The 15,086-nt window shown below is 63.9% G+C and carries 13 protein-coding genes; 8 read left to right on the forward strand and 5 right to left on the reverse strand.

Translation table 11 applies throughout. The annotated features are described in order from the left end of the window. Positions 1-259: 259 nt before the first annotated feature. Positions 260-1,147, forward strand: a complete 888-nt coding sequence (gene galU, locus AC6CIG_RS15405) for a UTP--glucose-1-phosphate uridylyltransferase GalU (RefSeq protein ID WP_018096771.1) — start codon at positions 260-262, stop codon at positions 1,145-1,147. A gap of 42 nt (positions 1,148-1,189) precedes the next feature. On the opposite strand, the gene AC6CIG_RS15410 is transcribed toward galU, so the two are convergent. The 5 genes from AC6CIG_RS15410 to AC6CIG_RS15430 form a co-directional block, all read right to left on the reverse strand. Further along, positions 1,190-2,626 (reverse strand): outer membrane beta-barrel protein, encoded by a 1,437-nt coding sequence (locus tag AC6CIG_RS15410; protein WP_127709053.1) that lies wholly within the window; start codon positions 2,624-2,626, stop codon positions 1,190-1,192. Between the two features lie 99 nt (positions 2,627-2,725). Continuing rightward, positions 2,726-3,181, reverse strand: coding sequence for an NfeD family protein (locus AC6CIG_RS15415; RefSeq protein WP_127709051.1), 456 nt, complete (start codon positions 3,179-3,181; stop codon positions 2,726-2,728). A 9-nt stretch (positions 3,182-3,190) separates the two neighbouring features. Further along, a complete protein-coding gene (locus tag AC6CIG_RS15420; protein ID WP_018096774.1) occupies positions 3,191-4,177 on the reverse strand; it encodes an SPFH domain-containing protein in 987 nt (328 codons plus the stop codon). Between the two features lie 141 nt (positions 4,178-4,318). Next, the gene (locus AC6CIG_RS15425; protein WP_127709049.1) at positions 4,319-5,824 is read right to left on the reverse strand and encodes a xylulokinase; all 1,506 of its coding nucleotides are present in this window, start codon (positions 5,822-5,824) and stop codon (positions 4,319-4,321) included. Positions 5,825-5,936: 112 nt separating this feature from the next. Then, positions 5,937-6,923 (reverse strand): sugar-binding transcriptional regulator, encoded by a 987-nt coding sequence (locus AC6CIG_RS15430; RefSeq protein ID WP_018096776.1) that lies wholly within the window; start codon positions 6,921-6,923, stop codon positions 5,937-5,939. Positions 6,924-7,035: 112 nt separating this feature from the next. On the opposite strand from AC6CIG_RS15430, the gene AC6CIG_RS15435 reads away from it, so the two are divergent. The 7 genes from AC6CIG_RS15435 to AC6CIG_RS15465 all read left to right on the forward strand — a co-directional run bounded on the left by AC6CIG_RS15435 (position 7,036) and on the right by AC6CIG_RS15465 (position 15,047). Next, a complete protein-coding gene (locus AC6CIG_RS15435) occupies positions 7,036-8,391 on the forward strand; it encodes a sn-glycerol-1-phosphate dehydrogenase (protein WP_127709047.1) in 1,356 nt (451 codons plus the stop codon). A gap of 4 nt (positions 8,392-8,395) precedes the next feature. Then, complete coding sequence (locus AC6CIG_RS15440; RefSeq protein ID WP_127709045.1) at positions 8,396-9,208, forward strand: HAD-IIB family hydrolase; 813 nt, start codon at positions 8,396-8,398, stop codon at positions 9,206-9,208. Then, on the forward strand, positions 9,205-10,740 hold the full coding sequence (gene glpD, locus AC6CIG_RS15445; protein ID WP_127709043.1) for a glycerol-3-phosphate dehydrogenase: 1,536 nt from the start codon (positions 9,205-9,207) through the stop codon (positions 10,738-10,740). The genes AC6CIG_RS15440 and glpD overlap by 4 nt, the downstream gene beginning before the upstream one ends. A gap of 123 nt (positions 10,741-10,863) precedes the next feature. Further along, entirely contained in the window at positions 10,864-11,751 is an 888-nt protein-coding gene (locus AC6CIG_RS15450) for a carbohydrate ABC transporter permease (protein ID WP_127709041.1), read from the forward strand. Position 11,752: 1 nt separating this feature from the next. After that, the gene (locus AC6CIG_RS15455; RefSeq protein ID WP_127709039.1) at positions 11,753-12,634 is read left to right on the forward strand and encodes a carbohydrate ABC transporter permease; all 882 of its coding nucleotides are present in this window, start codon (positions 11,753-11,755) and stop codon (positions 12,632-12,634) included. 68 nt (positions 12,635-12,702) lie between these two features. After that, complete coding sequence (locus tag AC6CIG_RS15460; RefSeq protein ID WP_437412142.1) at positions 12,703-14,199, forward strand: ABC transporter substrate-binding protein; 1,497 nt, start codon at positions 12,703-12,705, stop codon at positions 14,197-14,199. Between the two features lie 122 nt (positions 14,200-14,321). Continuing rightward, positions 14,322-15,047: an SDR family oxidoreductase gene (locus AC6CIG_RS15465; RefSeq protein ID WP_127709037.1), complete on the forward strand. Its 726-nt coding sequence runs from the start codon at positions 14,322-14,324 to the stop codon at positions 15,045-15,047. The last annotated feature ends 39 nt before the right edge of the window (positions 15,048-15,086 follow it).

Here is a 15,086-nt window from a genome sequence, read left to right on the forward strand (position 1 = left end):
TCATGCCGAACCGACTACTCCGAGGTTCGCAATTTGCCCGCACCAGGCCACTGGAAAGGGCAGTATGCGGTTCTTCTAGGGACCGGACGGCGCAAGCCGTACCCGATCGAGGGAGAAGCCTACAGAAACGAAGTCAACAAAGTCTTTACCATGAAAAAACCGAGTCGTCTTCCTTCGTAAAAAATTGGCAATCGGCGACTAAATCCAATTCAATTTTCCTGTTTCAGGCTAGACTGAGATGCACTGCAAGGAGGTGCCAATGCACGACAAGCGCAAAGTCCGCAAAGCCGTTTTCCCCGTTGCAGGTCTCGGGACCCGTTTCCTTCCCGCGACCAAGGCGGTTCCGAAGGAGATGCTGACGGTGGTGGACAAGCCGGTCATCCAATATGTCGTCGATGAGGCGCTCGAAGCCGGCATCGAGCATCTGATTTTCGTGACCGGCCGCAGCAAGGCGGTCATCGAGGACTATTTCGACATCCAGGTCGAATTGGACCAGACGCTGCGCGAGCGCAACAAGAAGGCGGAGATCGAGCTCCTCGAAGCCATGCTGCCGAAGGCCGGTACCACGAGCTTCACCCGTCAGCAGGCACCGCTGGGCCTCGGCCATGCCGTCTGGTGCGCCCGCGATCTCGTCGGCAACGAGCCCTTCGCGCTGCTCCTGCCCGACATGATCATGAAGGGCGAGAAGGGCTGCCTCAAGGGCATGGTCGAGCTCTACGAAGAGTCCGGCGGCAACGTCGTCGCGGTCGAGGAATGCGCGCCCGACCAGGCGCATAAATACGGAATCGTCGGAGTGGGCGAGACGGTCGGCGACGGGTTCCGGATCACCAAGATGGTCGAGAAGCCGGCCAAGGGGACGGCTCCGTCGAACTTCTTCATCAATGGGCGCTACATCCTGCAGCCGGAGATTTTCCCGATCCTGGAAAAGCAGGAACGCGGCGCCGGCAACGAGATCCAGCTGACCGACGGCATGGTGAAGCTCGCCGAAGCTCAGGCCTTCGCCGCCTATCGCTTCCGCGGCGATACGTATGATTGCGGCGCCAAGGACGGCTTCATCCTGGCGAACGTCGCCTTCGCTCTCGAGCGCGGCGATATCCGCCCCATCGTGGAAGGGCCGCTCAAGACGCTCCTGCAGGGTCTGAAGTAAGCTCGCACGTAGCCGGGGAGGCCGCGAGCGCGGCCGTCCCGATCAGCGCCGGAGCGTCAGGCCGAGGCCAATCCGCGTGGTATCGGTCGAGCTACCCTCGTCTCTATCCGTGCGCTCGTAGCTCACGTCTCCGGTGAGCGCGAGATAGCGGCTCATGTCCCAGGTGAGCCCGGCGCCGGTTCGCCAGGTCGTCTCGTCGGAGGCGGTGGCATCCGAAGAAAAATCGCGCAGGGTGAGACTGTTCGAAAGCCGGCCGACGAGGCTCGAACGCAACTGATGCGTGACCACGTTCGTCAGCTCGTAATTGATCGATCCCGCCTCGCCCGGAGTGGTCGACGGATCGACATAGGTCAGCACGCCGAAAAGGACGTCGGTGCCGCGGTGCGGTGACCAGTTGACGCGGCCGTCGAGCGAGAACCCGTTGAGGTCGCCGAGCCGTTCATCGTCGAAGCGGAAGGTCTCGTAACCGAGCGCCAGTTCACCGTTGAGTTTTTCGCCGAGATCGACCTCCATGCCGGCGCGGCCGGCATAGCTCTGATAGGAACGCTCGAAGCCGAACGTATCCCGACGCAGATCATAGATCGATTTGCCGACGGAGGCCTCGAGGAAGGGGATGAGCGCCGGCGAAAGCTCGTAGCCGATCCGCCCGGTGAGGGTGCCGAGATTGCGGTCGCGATCCTCTTGCGAGAGCGTCGTCCCATTGTCGAGCTCGACATCGCCATAGGTGCGGCGCTCGAAATCAACGCCGAGCGAGCCGCGAATGAGACCGAGGTCGCGCTCGACCGCGGCACCCAGGCGATAGCTATGGACGCCGGATTGGCTGTCTGCATTGGCGATGGCATTGGGGTCGTTCGCATCTTCGCGTTCGAAACTGTAGCCTGTCCTCAGCCTTGCAATGGTCTCCGCGCCGAGGTCGAGGCGCAGTTCCGCGTCGATGTCGGCGCGCGGCTCCTCCTGGCCCTCACCGGATATGTTGTCCTGGATCACGCCTTCGCCGGTCACGCTGAGCTGATGGCGGGACCAGTCCGAGGTGAGCGAACCCTTGAGCCCGGTCTCCATGAAGCTCCGGCTCTGACTGCTGCCGCCGTTCTTCTGCCGTTCGTGGTTGAAGGTCTCGCTGAGCGCCGGCTTCAGAACGAAGGTGCCGATGCGAATGCCGGGCGCCTGACCGTCATCGGGATCGATGCGCCTGCGCAGCCCGTCGATCGTCTCCTCGCGCCGGTTCAGGCGGTTGAAGTCCTCGTCCAGGGCCGGCGAGAGGTCGGTGCCGGCAAGGGCGCCGGTCTCCTGCGGATCGATGATGACCGGAAGCGGCTGGTCCGCTGGGGCGGCGACGGAGACGCCCGCCGCGGATGGATTGCCGAGGCTTTGCGCACTCGCTGGCGCACAGGCGAGGAAAGCGCAACCCGCCAGCAGCCATGCCGGCGGCTTCACACGCAAGGCGCCCGCCATCATCGAGCGTGAAATATTGGGCACCATGCGCCGTCTGTCCGCAATTTGATTGCAATCGTTTCGCAATCGTAAAGGTGCGTGGTTAACCAATCGTTTCTCTACCGCAGTTTCCGAACGCGGATGTGTTCAGATCTGCTCGACCGTCAGGTGGCGGCCGCTGCTGGCGACGATGCGCACGCGTGTGCCGACCGGAAGGTCGGGGCCCTCGACGGACCATGTCGTATCGTCGAGCCGCACGCGCCCGCGGCCCTCCTTGATCGGCTGCTCGAGCACTGCCGTCCGTCCGACGAGGCTTTCGCCGCGCCTGTTGAGCAGAGGCTCGTCGCTCTCGGCGGAAGAGGAGACGAAGCGCCGCCCGATAAGGACGGAAGCGACCGACAGCAAAGCGAAGGCGACGAACTGCACCTGCCAGCTCCAGAACGGCGCCTCCCAGAAGAAGAGCGAGAGGGCCCCGGTGACGAGCGCGGCGAGCGCGATCCACACGAGGAAGACGCCGGGCAGGATCAGCTCCGCCGCCAGCAGCAGGAGGCCGAGGACCCACCAGCTCCAGGGGCCGAGTTCGAGGATGATGCGCGTGATCATGGGCGATCCTCAGGGCGTTTCCGAGGGAACGGAAGGACCGGTTCGGGGCGTGGACTGGCGCTGGCGCGGGGAGGACGCGGTGCCTTCACCGAAGACCTCCTTCGCGATCGCGCCTATGCCGCCGAGCGAGCCGATGAGCGACGAGGCTTCCATCGGCATCAGGACGATCTTCTGGTTGCTCGCCGTTCCGATCGCGGCAAGGGCCTCGGTATATTTCTGCGCGACGAAATAGTTGATCGCCTGCACGTCGCCGGCTGCGATCGCCTCGGAGACCATCCGGGTCGCCTTGGCCTCCGCCTCGGCCAGTCGCTCGCGCGCCTCCGCCTCGCGGTAGGCGGCCTCGCGCTGTCCTTCGGCCTGGAGGATCGCCGATTGCTTCGCGCCTTCGGCACGCAGGATCTGCGCATTTCTGGAGCCCTCCGCTTCGAGCACCTGTGCGCGCTTCTCGCGTTCCGCCTTCATCTGCCGGGCCATGGCGTCGACCAGGTCTTTCGGCGGCGCGATGTCCTTGATCTCGATGCGGGTGATCTTGATGCCCCAGGGGTTGGCGGCCTCGTCCACGACGTGGAGCAATCGATCGTTGATCGTGTCGCGGTTCGACAGGAGTTCGTCCAGATCCATCGAGCCCATGACGGAGCGGATGTTGGTCATCGTCAGGTTGAGGAGCGCGTTTTCCAGATTGGCGACCTGATAAGCCGCCTGTGCGGCGTTCAGGACCTGATAGAAGGCGACCGCATCCGCCGACACGCTCGCATTGTCCTTGGTGATGACCTCCTGCGTCGGAACGTCGAGCACCTGTTCCATCACGCTCAGCTTGGAACCGATGCGATCGATGAAAGGGACGATGAGATTAAGCCCCGGCTCCATCGTCCTCGTGTAACGGCCGAAACGCTCGACCGTATAGCGGTAGCCCTGCGGCACCGTCTTGATCCCGGCAAAGAGCACGAGGATCACGACAACGACGAATGCGACGACTGCGATATCCATACCGCCCATGACAGCCCCTTCCTTTTGCAACTCCAGCGTTTGGAGTCGCGCCCGAGTGATCAGGTGGCGATTCGCGGGGATAATTCAAGCGTGTCGGGAAGGTCCGCGCGTTTCTGCGATGCCGCACGGCCAACTGTCGTCAAGACAAAGTCAGGTCCCGGTATCGGCATGATCGAGGTGGCGGATCGCGCGGTAGAGGTTTGCCTGCCGGCGGGACAGCGCCGCCCATGCTTCGGCCGTGGCTGGGCGCGGTTCGACCTGTTCGGCGAGGCGCGACATGGCGTCGGCGGCCTCGCTGAAATGCCCGTACCAGCCGGCGCCGACGGCAGCGGACATCCCGGCCCCGAGTGCGGAGGCCTCGTTGGAAAGGCTGCGAATGACAGGCAGTCCGCTGGCATCCGCGATCATCTGCCGCCAAAGCGGGCTGCCGGCGCCGCCGCCGATGACGAAGATGCGGTCGGCCAATACGCCCATCGATCTCATCTCGCGCAGGGACCGGACGAATTCCAGGGTAATGGCTTCCATCGAGGCACGGTAGAGATGGCCCATGCCCGTCTCAGGACCCATGCCGGTGAAGGCTGCGCGGGCATCCGCGTCCCAGTGCGGGTCCATGCAGCCCATGAGGTAGGAGCAGACGGTGACGCCACCGGAGCCGACACTCAGGCTGGCCGCGTCCGCTTCGAGCCTCTCGAAAATTGAGGGATCCGATCGTCCTCCGGCGAAGGTGTCCAGCAGCCAGTTGACGAAATAGGCGCCTGCGCGCTGGCAGCTTTCGAGCAGATAGCCTTCGCCGCTCGGCGAAACCAGGGTGCGCCAGTAGCGGCTGAGCTTGCGCGTCGGGGTCCAGCAACCGCCGACGACGGCCGTGCCGAGATTGAGGTAGACGACGCCCGGTTTGATCACATTGACTCCCAGGCCGGCGCAATGGCCGTCGCCGCCGCCGGCATAGACCGGCACCCCCGCGGCAAGGCCCGTCGCCGCCGCGGCATCCGCGGTTACCTGGCCGATCAGCGTACCGGGCCGGTAAAGCGGCGGCAACTTGGTGAGCGGAATGCCGAGGTGGTCGAGAATCGCGCGGGACCATTGCTTCGTCTCGATATCGAGGAGCCCGAAGGGATCGCCGCTGGTCCAGCTTGCAGCGGCCTCGCCAGTCAGCCTCTGAGTTAGGTAATCATGTACGCTCAGGATCTGCGTCGCGCGGTCCAGCATTTCCGGCTCATACTGCCGATAATAGAAAAGGCGATACACGCACGGAATGGTGTCGACCGGCTTGCCCGAGGTCGCATGCAGCCGCTCGGCGCCGAATTCCTCCGCGAGCAGCTGAACCACGTCCTGCGCGCGGCGGTCGAGCCAGAGGGTTGCCGGGCTGAGCGGCTTTCGGTCCTGGCCGAGCAGGACCATCGTTTCGCGCTGGTTCGAAATCGCAATACCGTCGACCCGGGCCGGATCGATCTGGCGCATGAGTGATGACAGCGCCTGGCAGGCGGCCGACCACCAGTCCTCGGCATCTTGCTCCGCCTTGAACGGATGCGGCGTCGAGATGCGGTGCGGCGCGCGGCCCTCGGCCCGCGGTGTGCCGTCCGCTGTCCAGGCGATGGCCTTGACGGATTGGGTCGATGAATCCAAGCCGATGACATAGCGTTCGTCCAGTTGCATGCGCACCTCCTCCACGGCTCAGCACTATGCGGCCCTCCTCAGACCGCACCACACGCATTGGCCCTCCCACCCGGCCGAGATCAGCCGCACCGGACGACCGGAGTCGCCCTGATCACTTCGCCAGCAACGCCTCTCCCGTGGCGATGTCGGTTACGAAATGGGTGGCGTAGCCGGCTTCGAGCGTGGCGGTGATCGCGGCGATCTTGACCGCGCCTCCGGCCACGCAAATGCGGCTCGCCACCTGCTTCAGCTCGTCGAGCGAAATGCCGACCATCCTTTCATCGTGGTCTCCGCCGATCGCGGCACCATGCGCATCGATGAAGCGACCGATAATCACGGCCGTGGCACCGCGCGCGACATAGTCGTCTATCTCCTCCCGGCTTGCGATGCCGGAGGCCCGCACCGTGCTCTTCGGGCCGATGTCGCCGACGCCGAAGAGAATGCGGTTGGTCGAATGCACCAGATCCATCTGCTTCCTCAGCACCGGTTCGTTGAGCAACGCCGCCTTCAGCTCGCGCGTCGACAGAACGGCAGGCGCCAGAAGGTTGACGCAGCGGGCGTGGATGCGGTTCGAAAGCAGGGAGGTGCAGAGTTCGGGCGAGAAGTTAGGCTCGCCGGTCGAACTGCCGGAGACCTGCACCACGGTCAGATTTCCGACAGGGCGCGTCAGGGAAATGCGGTCTGCGACGGCGAGTACGGTGCGCCCCCAGGCGACGCCGATCGTATCGCCGTCCTCGATCTGGTCGGCCAACACGCGCGCGCCGGCTTCGCCGAGCCGCTGCGACAGGCTCTCCTCGTCACCGTTCGGGATGACGAAGGCGCCTTGAAGGCCGAACTTCTCCATCAGCGCACGGGCGACGCTGGTGCGGCCGCCGGCCTTGGGGTTGATGTTCACGGAGACGATGCCGCGCTCGCGTGCCTCCTGCAGGTAATTGACGATGGTGGCTCGCGATACGTTGAGCTGCTTGGCGATCTCGCTCTGCGTCATCTGGTCGGCATAGTAGAGCCAGGCGGCCCACATCACCGCATCATCGAACTCGGTGGGTATCCCCGCCGTGGTTTCCTCGCCGGTCCTGCCGGAAGTCTTTTCCCTTGCCATGGCGCTATCTGGCAGAGCCTGATGGCATTTGTCAATCATCTCTGGCATGTGTATTGACATATGCCAATTCATGTTGTCACATGCTACGAGATTGAGAGCACGGAACGAGGGTATGGAAACGGCAAGCCAGCAGAACACCGCCGCATGTGCGCCCGAAGGAGGCTGGGCGGTCCTCATCGACGACATTCTTGCCGGGAACTGGATCAACCCCGAAACGGGTAGGCCGGCCAGCGTTCCCTACGAGAAGATCGCCATTGCGGAATCGCTGGACGGAGCCGAGGCCGATCTCGTCGCCAGCCTCGGCTTGGGCGAACGCTATGCGGTGGTATCCGACGCGGCCACCTGGGATGCGATGGGCGGGCGCGTCGCATCCGCGCTGAAGAGCCTCGGTCCGGTCGATGCGGTCATTCTCGACCATCCGCATGCGGATATGGGTGCCGTGAGCGCGTTGACCGAAAGGCTTTCCGGAGCGGATGCCGTAATCGCGGTGGGTTCCGGCACGATCAACGATCTCTGCAAATTCGTCACCGGGCGCACCAATCGCCGATACGCCGTGTTCGCGACGGCCGCCTCGATGAACGGCTATACTTCGACGACTGCCTCCATCACCTTGGAAAACGGCCTGAAGGTCTCGCTTCCCTCGCATGCGCCGGCCGGCTTTTTCGTCGATCTCGCGGTCACGGCCGCGGCGCCTCGCTATCTCTCGGCGGCCGGTTTCGCCGATTGCCTCGTGCGCTCTGTCGCGCAAATCGACTGGTGGATGTCCCACCGGCTGACGGGCAGTCTCTATTCCAGCGTACCCTATATCCTCCAGGGTGCCGACGAGCGGGCGTTGAACGCACGTGCGGCGGGCATTGCCGAAGGTCGCATCGAGGCCAACGGCTACCTTCATCGCGTCCTGACGCTTTGCGGCTTCGGCGTCTCCTTCACCGGAATGTCGAACCACGGCTCGATGGGCGAGCATCAGATATCTCACTATATCGACTGCTTTGCCGGCGAAAATCATCCGGGCACGCTGCACGGCCAGCAGGTGGGGGTAGCAACGCTGACCATGGCGCGGCTGCAGCGCATCTTCCTCGACAGCGACAAGCCGCCGGTCGTCCGCCCCACGAAGATCGACCCTTCCGAGATGGCCCGGCGTATGGGCGACGACATCGCCGCCCAGTGCTACGCCGAAATCCAGCCGAAGATTTTCGATGCAGCTTCCGCCGGCGAGATCAACGAAAAGCTCTCCGAACTCTGGCCGACGCTGCGCCGGGAGCTGGAGGCTTTCGCACTGCCGGTGGCCGAGATGGAGAGACTTCTACGGGATGCCGGCGGCCCGATGACGGCGGCCGACCTCGGCCTGCCCGCCGATACCTATCGGGAGGCCGTGCTGCACTGCCGCGAGATGCGCAACCGTTTCACCTTCCTCGATATCGCCGCCGACGCGGGCATCCTCGAGGATTTCGCCGCCGGGGAGGCGTGAGGCGATGCGTGCGGTTGCCGAGATGCCGATCGATGTCGCCGCCCGGATCAAGGTGCTCTTTGCCGACATCGACGACACACTGACCAACGAAGGCCGGCTGCCGGCGGCCGCCTACGACGCCGTCGAGCGCCTCGCCGAGGCGGGCGTTGCCGTTGCCCCGATTACCGGGCGACCGGCCGGCTGGTGCGACATGATCGCCCGCATGTGGCCGGTCGCGGGAGTCGTCGGCGAAAATGGCGCCTTCTATTTCGCCTATGACCAGACGGAGCATCGCATGCGCCGCCGCTTCGCTATCGCCGAAGCCCAGCGTGCCGCCGACCGCGAGAAGCTCAGCCAGGTGAGCGCCCGTATCCTCGCGGAAGTGCGCGGCGCAGCGGTCTCTGCCGATCAGCTCTACCGAGAGGCCGATCTCGCCATCGATTTTTGCGAGGACGTGCCGGCGCTCCCGGCATCGGAGGTGGACCGGATCAAGCGCATCTTCGAGGAGGAGGGTGCCGTCGCCAAGATCTCTTCCATCCATGTCAACGGCTGGTATGGCGCCTATGACAAGCTGACCACGACGCGTCGCTTCGCCGCAGACATTCTGGGCGTCGACATCGACAGCGAGCGCGAGACGATCGTTTTCGTCGGCGACAGCCCGAACGATGCGCCTATGTTCGGCTTCTTCCCCAATGCCTGTGGCGTTGCGAACGTGCTCTCCTTCAAAGGTCGCATCGAGGCGGAGCCGACCTATGTGGCGGCCCGCGAGGGAGGTCACGGCTTCGTCGAGGTTGCGAACCACATCCTCGACGCCCGGTCGGGGAGGGACGCGGCATGAAGGGAGCGGCCTTCGACATTGCCATTATCGGCGGCGGCATCAACGGAGCAGGCGTCGCCCGCGATGCGGCTGGCCGCGGTCTGAGGGTTCTGCTCACCGAACAATCCGACCTCGGTTCGGCCACATCCTCGGCTTCCACCAAGCTCATTCATGGTGGCCTGCGTTACCTGGAACACTACGAGTTTCGACTGGTCCGCCATGCTCTGGAAGAGCGCGAGCGGCTCTGGGGAATCGCGCCGCATATCATCTGGCCGCTGCGCTTCGTGTTGCCGCACCGCAAGGGATTGCGTCCCGCCTGGCTGCTGCGGCTCGGCCTGTTCCTCTACGATCATCTGGGCGGGCGCAAGCTCCTGTCGGCAACGCAGACCGTGCGGCTGAGGAACCACCCTGCAGGGGAGCCACTGCGCGACGTCTCGTCAGTTGGGTTCGAGTATTCCGACTGCTGGGTGCAGGATAACCGACTCGTCGTACTCAATGCGCGCGATGCGGCGATGAGAGGCGCCGACATCAGGGTGCGTACACGCTGCGTAGCCGCGCGCCGCGAAGGCGGTCTCTGGAGGCTGACTTTCGAAGATGCCGAGACCGGCCTGAAGAGCGAAGCGACGGCTCGCGCCCTCGTCAACGCCGCGGGCCCTTGGGCCGACAAGATCGTGTCCGAGGTCGCGGGCGTCGGTGCGGCGGGCCGCGTACGCCTGGTTCAGGGCAGTCACATCGTCGTCAGGAAGCTCTACGAGCACGACCGCTGCTACATCTTTCAGAATCCGGACGGCCGCATCTTCTTCGCTATTCCCTATGAGGAGGATTTCACCCTCATCGGCACGACCGATCGGGATTACAGGCACGCTCCCGAAGAGGTCACCGCGTCGGCGGAGGAGATAGATTATCTGCTGACCGCAGCATCGTCCTATTTCCGTGCCGATCTTTCCGCAGCCGACGTCGTCTGGACCTATTCCGGCGTGCGCGCTCTGTTCGACGACGGCGCAGCCAACGCGCAGGAGACGACGCGCGATTACGTGCTGGAGCTCGATCGGCCGGAAGCGCAGGCGCCGATGCTCTCCATCTTCGGCGGAAAGATCACCACCTATCGCTGCCTGGCCGAGGATGTCCTGGAACAGCTCGCGACGGTCTTTCCCGAGTGGAACAGGCAGCGAGGCTGGACGGCGGCGCAGCCGCTTCCGGGTGGCGCCTTTCCGGTTGGAACGGCCGACGATCTCGCAAGAGCCATTCTCTCCGAGCATCCCTATCTCACCTGGCGGGAGGCGCGCCGACTGGTGCGTCATTACGGACTGGAGGCACGCGGCATTCTCGGCAAGGCGCGGGAGCGCGCCCATCTCGGCCGCGACTTCGGCGGCTCCATGACCGAGGCGGAAATCATCTTCCTGATGGAGCGCGAGTTTGCACTGACGGCTGCCGACGCAGTCTGGCGGCGCACGAAGTCGGGACTGCGGATGACGAGCGAGGAGATAGAGGCGCTCGACAGATACATGCAGGAACGGCGCCGCAGCGGCGAGGCGGCGCGCGCGGCAGGCTAGGACCGCTTCCGGGGAAGGCGGGCGCACGAGGGGAGACGACGGTGTTCCGCACCGTCGAATTGTCGGAGGGGACGGACCAGGGCGGGTTACCGCCGCGACTGGCGTCCGTGGGAGGAGAAGGCAATGTCGATTGCACAGGTAAAACGCATCGCGATCTCGGATTCGCCGTGGCCGTGGCTCCTGCCTCTTATCGCGCTGCTCGCCGTCTTCACCATCTATCCGTTCATCTACAATGTCTGGCTGAGCTTCCACGAATTCGTGCCGAAGAGCCGAGGACTCAAGTTCGTCGGCGTCGACAACTGGATTCAACTTTGGAACGACAGTCGCTTCTGGGGTGCACTTGGTGTCACGTTCCTCTATTTCGCCGTGGCCCTGACGATCGAAATCGTCCTCGGCATGGCGATCGCGCTTCTCCTCGACGCCGAACTGCCGGGTTTCGGGATGCTGCGCGCGGTGCTTTCGATGACGCTGGTCATCCCCCCCGCCATTGCCGGCATGATGTTTCTCCTGATGGAGGACTCGCAGTTCGGGGCGCTCTCCTATCTGCTGGGCCTCGTCGGCCTGCTCGACAAGGCGACGCCGATGCTTGCCACGTCCTCGCTCGCGCTGATCGGGGTTCTGATCGCGGAAGTCTGGCAATGGACGCCGTTCATGGTGCTGATCTTCCTGGCCGGGCTTCGCTCGCTGCCGGCGGAGCCTTACGAGGCGGCGATGATCGACGGCGCATCGTCCTGGCAGATGTTCCGCCGGCTGACGCTGCCGATGATGTCGCGCGTCATCGCCGTCGCGGTGCTGCTGCGCGGCATCGACCTCTTCCGCGTGTTCGACTACGTCTTCGTCATGACCTCGGGCGGGCCAGGCACCGCCACCTATACGGTCAGCCTCTATGCCTGGCAGCAGACCTTCTCGTTCCTGAAGTGGGGCTACGGCGCCACGCTGAGTCTGACGAGCCTGGTCATCGTCATGGTCATTGCCAACACATTCATCCGCGTTGCAAAGGTGAGGTGGTAACATGCATCAGAGCGCTTTCGCCCGCACGCTGCGCACCATTGCCGGTTGGCTCGTCGTCGGAGCCTTCTTCTTCCCGATCTATTTCTGGACATCGGTCGCCTTCCGCGACGCAAAGGACATCTTCAACTGGCCACCGATTTTCTTCGGCTTCCAGCCGACCGTGAGGAATTTCGAGCAAGTCTTCGGCATATCGCTGGGTTTCGGCTTCGGCAGCCAGGAAGCCGTAACACCGGGTGGCGGCAACTTCTACATGGGGCCGCGCCTTTGGGATTCGATCGTCGTCGGATCCTGCTCGACGGTGCTGGCGATCGTGGTCGCGACACTTGCCTCCTATGCACTGTCGCGCATGCATTTCCGCGGCCGCCATGAATTCGTCAACTGGGTGCTGTCGACCCGCATGATGCCGCCGGTAGCGGTGGCGATCCCGATGTTCTTCATATTCAAGCAGTTCAACCTGCTCGATACCTATACGGGTGTCATCCTCGTGCACGGTCTCATGAACCTGCCGCTGGCGGTACTGCTTCTGAAGAGCTTCTTCGACGACATACCGGCGGAGATCGACGAGAGCGCGCTGCTCGACGGCGCGTCGCGCTGGACGATCTTCCGACGCATCGTGCTGCCGATGGCCAAGGGCGGCATCGCCGCTACCGCCGTACTTTGCTTCATCTTCTCGTGGACGGAGTTTCTCTTCGTCCTGACCCTGACGCAGACCGGGCTGAAGACCGTGCCGGTCGTGTCGTCGACCTTCGTGACATCGATCGGAACGGCCTGGGGCAACATGGCCGCCCTCGGGGCAGCGGCGATCGTGCCCGCCTTCGTCGTGATCCTGCTCGTTCAACGCCACCTCGTCCGTGGCCTGACGATGGGGTCGCTGAAGCAGTGAGAATGCGGCGCTCGCGCCGACAACAGGAGAGATCGGGGCCATTTCCGGCGCCGATAGAGGAGGAAGACATGAAAGAGAAAGACAGAAAGTTTTATCTCGCGTCTGTGACCGACCGCTTCGTCCGCGGCCAGATCGACCGCCGCAGCTTCCTGCGCGCCGCCGGCACGCTCGGCCTCGGCGCAACCGCGCTCGGAATGGGTTTCGGCAGCCGCCCCTTCGGCCTAAGCAGGGCGCTCGCTCAGGAGCAGCTTCAGCCGTCGGCCGAGGTGATCTCCTGGCTCAAGGACGTCGCCAAGCCCTTTGCGGGAACGACGTTGAAGCTCGCCACGGAATCCACTCCGCCGTCGAACGCCATCAACTCGCAGCTGAAGAAATATTTCGAGGAAGCGACCGGCATCAGGGTCGAGATCGAGGTCCTGCCGCTCGAACAGGTTCTGCAGAAGCTGACGCTCGACGTCGCCTCTTCGCTCGGAACCTACGATCTCTATTACATCGACCAGAGCTGGTCGGCATCCTTCAGCCAGGACGTGTTCGATCCGCGCGAGCAGCTTCAGGACAAGCCAGACCTCGCCATGCCGAACTACAACATCGACGATTTCATGCCGGCGCTCGTCGACGGCATCGCCAAGTATGAGGATCGCTGGGTTGGCGTTCCCTACGACATTCCCATCTTCATCATGATCTACCGCAAGGACATCTACGAAAAGCTCGGTCTCAAGGCGCCGACGACGTTCGAGGACCTGCTGAACAATTCCGCCGCCATCACGAAGGAAATGGGGCCGAACCTCTACGGCTATGCCGGGCAGATGAAGTCGGGCCACTATGCGCTGGAGTGCGAGTGGACCTCCATGCTCTGGGGAAATGGCGGCTCGATCTTCAATGCCGACAAGAAGTTCCTCGGCAACGACGAACGGGGCATCGCCGCGCTCGACTATTACACCAGGCTCAAGGAAACCATGCCGCCGGGTGTCGACCAGTGGACCTGGGACGGCCAGGGCCAGGCGATCGCTCAGGGGGTTGCCGCCTCCATGCTCTCCTGGGGCGAGTTCTTTCCCTACTTCGACGATGCCAGCCAGACCAAGGTTTCCGGCCTCTGCGAGGCGGTCGTCCCGCCGCAGCCGGCCGCGCTCAGGAAGCCCGAAGAATGCGGCTACGGCGAAATCCCCGGTACCGGCCACCAGGGCGGCTCGTCGCTGGCGGTGTCCAGATATTCGAAAAGCCCGGATGCGGCTTGGATCTTCATGCAATGGGCCACCTGCGCCGACACGCAGGCCCTCATCACCACGCTCGGCGGCGGCACCGGCCCCACCCGCGCCTCGGTCTATGACGACCCGCGCGTCAAGGCCAATGCCCGCGTCGGCGCCGGCACGACCCGTCACTTGTCGGTCGTCCGCGAGACGATCGACAAATACATGGGCTCGGAACCGGACTTGCCGGAATGGGCGCAATTGTCGAGCGATACGATTCCCGTCGGTCTCGGCAAGTATTTCGCCGGCAGCTACGGCTCCTCCAAGGAGGCGATGGACGACATCGCCTCGCAGGTCGAAACCGTTCTGAAAGGCTGACGCACATCCGGATGGGGTGCCGCTGCATGTCGGATGCGGCGGCGACATTGCGCATCGGCAAGCGCGCGCCGTCTTAGCGGTGCCCCTTCCAGCCGGGACAAACGCAAAAACAGGGGACCACCATGCCCGAAAAACCGCTGATAGCGATCACTGGCGCCAGCTCCGGCATTGGAGAGGCCGTCGCGCGCGCCTTCTCCAAGGCCGGCCATCCGTTGCTGCTCATAGCCCGCAGGCTCGACCGGCTCGAGTCCCTGGACTTGCCCAATGCCGTTCTGAAGAAGGCGGACGTGCGCGATCGCGCTGCACTTGCCGATGCGGTCGGCGAAGCCGAGGCGAAATTCGGGCCGGTCGACATGATGTTTGCCAATGCCGGCATCGCACGGCTCGGCGACATCGCCCGTCAGGCACCGGAAGAATGGGACGAGATGATCGACATCAACACCAAGGGTGTGATGAACAGCGTGCATGCGGTGCTATCCGGTATGATCGAGCGGAAGCAGGGAACGCTGGTGATGATGAGCTCGATCGCCGGACGCAAGGTCTACCCGGACCATACGGTCTATTGCGGCACAAAGTTCTTCGTCCACGCGGTGTCCGAAAGTCTGCGCGAATATCTGGCGCCGCACGACGTGCGCGTCATCGTCGTCTCCCCCGGCATCATTGAAACGGAGGTGCTGGACCACGTGAAGGACGAGACCACTCTTGCCAATTACAAGGCGAACAAGGCGGCGATCGGCGGCGGTATTTCAGCCGAAATCGTCGCGGACCTCATCCTCGACGCCTATCGGCTGCCGCAACGCGCGATCGTCCAGGAAATCGTCATCACGCCGACGCGGCAGAAGTATTGAGACAGAGCTGCCGCGACGGCCGGCCGAAACGAACAGGGG

It is taken from the genome of Sinorhizobium sp. GQ132 (genome assembly GCF_059758575.1).

Excerpts from the sequence above, each read along its gene's own strand:
- AC6CIG_RS15460 (WP_437412142.1), top strand. The coding sequence starts at position 12,703 with ATGAAAGAGAAAGACAGAAAGTTTTATCTCGCGTCTGTGACCGACCGC.
- AC6CIG_RS15455 (WP_127709039.1), top strand. The coding sequence starts at position 11,753 with ATGCATCAGAGCGCTTTCGCCCGCACGCTGCGCACCATTGCCGGTTGG.
- AC6CIG_RS15415 (WP_127709051.1), bottom strand. The coding sequence starts at position 3,181 with ATGATCACGCGCATCATCCTCGAACTCGGCCCCTGGAGCTGGTGGGTC.
- AC6CIG_RS15450 (WP_127709041.1), top strand. The coding sequence starts at position 10,864 with ATGTCGATTGCACAGGTAAAACGCATCGCGATCTCGGATTCGCCGTGG.
- AC6CIG_RS15425 (WP_127709049.1), bottom strand. The coding sequence starts at position 5,824 with ATGCAACTGGACGAACGCTATGTCATCGGCTTGGATTCATCGACCCAA.
- glpD (WP_127709043.1), top strand. The coding sequence starts at position 9,205 with ATGAAGGGAGCGGCCTTCGACATTGCCATTATCGGCGGCGGCATCAAC.
- AC6CIG_RS15435 (WP_127709047.1), top strand. The coding sequence starts at position 7,036 with ATGGAAACGGCAAGCCAGCAGAACACCGCCGCATGTGCGCCCGAAGGA.
- galU (WP_018096771.1), top strand. The coding sequence starts at position 260 with ATGCACGACAAGCGCAAAGTCCGCAAAGCCGTTTTCCCCGTTGCAGGT.
- AC6CIG_RS15420 (WP_018096774.1), bottom strand. The coding sequence starts at position 4,177 with ATGGGCGGTATGGATATCGCAGTCGTCGCATTCGTCGTTGTCGTGATC.
- AC6CIG_RS15410 (WP_127709053.1), bottom strand. The coding sequence starts at position 2,626 with ATGGTGCCCAATATTTCACGCTCGATGATGGCGGGCGCCTTGCGTGTG.
- AC6CIG_RS15440 (WP_127709045.1), top strand. The coding sequence starts at position 8,396 with ATGCGTGCGGTTGCCGAGATGCCGATCGATGTCGCCGCCCGGATCAAG.
- AC6CIG_RS15465 (WP_127709037.1), top strand. The coding sequence starts at position 14,322 with ATGCCCGAAAAACCGCTGATAGCGATCACTGGCGCCAGCTCCGGCATT.
- AC6CIG_RS15430 (WP_018096776.1), bottom strand. The coding sequence starts at position 6,923 with ATGGCAAGGGAAAAGACTTCCGGCAGGACCGGCGAGGAAACCACGGCG.